A 1048-nucleotide genomic window follows, 5' to 3' on the forward strand; every position below is an offset into this window, starting at 1 on the left:
GGAGCGTCAGGCCGCCCAGGTTCGCGCCGAAGCCGCCGCCCGCGCCCCGGCGGCGGCTCCTGCTCCTGCTCCGGTAGCAGCCCCGGCAGCGCCGGCGGCTGCGACGCCCGCTCCGGTCGCGCCTGTCGCCGCCGCCCCGGCCCAGACGGCCGCGCCCGCCCCGACAGCCCCGGCCCCGGCTCCCGCGTCGGTCGAAGCCGCTGCGCCGACTCCGGTTCCGGCTCCGGCTCCAGCGGCTGTTCAACCGAACCAGACCCGCACCTATGAGCCGTCGCGCGAGCGTCGTGACGATCGTTCCAGCACCACCACCTACCGTCCGCCCAACGCCGGACCGTTCAACCAGCGTGCCCCGCGACCGGACGCCAACGCCAACTTCGGCCAACGGACTCCGCGTCCCGACGCTGATCGCGGAAGCTTCACCCCGCGCCCGCCCCGTGAGGGTGACGCCCGTCCGCCGCGCGACGGTGGCGGCGGTCGTCCCGGCGAGACCGTCCGCTACTCGGCCCTGGCCCCGCGCCCCGCGCCCCGTCCGGGCGCGGGCCCCGGCGGTCCGCGCGGTCCCCGTCCCGGCCAGCCTGCCGAGGCCCCGGCCACACCCGAAGTCCAGCGCGCCACGCGCCAGGCCCCCCGTCCGGGCGGCGCCGGCGCGGTCATCGACCGCCGTCCGGAGGACGATGACGATCGGCGCAAGGGCGCTGCCCCCGGCAAGGCCGTCTCGCGCACCAAGGGCGAACCCAAGCGCCGCGAAGGCCGTCTGACCATCCAGGTCCTGGCCGGCGATGACGAGGGCGCGGCCGAACGCATGCGCTCCCTGGCCTCGGTTCGCCGGGCCCGTGAACGCGAAAAGGAAAAACGCCGTGGCGGCGGCGCCGAACAGGCCCGCGCCGCGCGCGAAGTCGTGATTCCCGACATCATCACCGTGCAGGAACTGTCCAACCGGATGGCCGTGCGCGGCGTCGACATCATCAAGTTCCTGATGCGTCAGGGCGTGATGCTGAAGATCAACGACGTGATCGACAACGACACCGCCGAGCTGGTGGCCACCGAA

Annotated in this window: 1 protein-coding gene; it reads left to right on the forward strand. The window is 75.0% G+C overall.

Going from position 1 to position 1048, the window contains the following annotated elements; all coding sequences use genetic code 11:
• A partial coding sequence (locus Q7W29_09775) for a translation initiation factor IF-2 N-terminal domain-containing protein (GenBank protein MDO9172108.1) occupies window positions 1-1048 on the forward strand: 1048 nt, incomplete at both ends.

The sequence above is a fragment of the bacterium genome, from assembly GCA_030654305.1.
GTDB lineage: Bacteria > Krumholzibacteriota > Krumholzibacteriia > LZORAL124-64-63 > LZORAL124-64-63 > PNOJ01.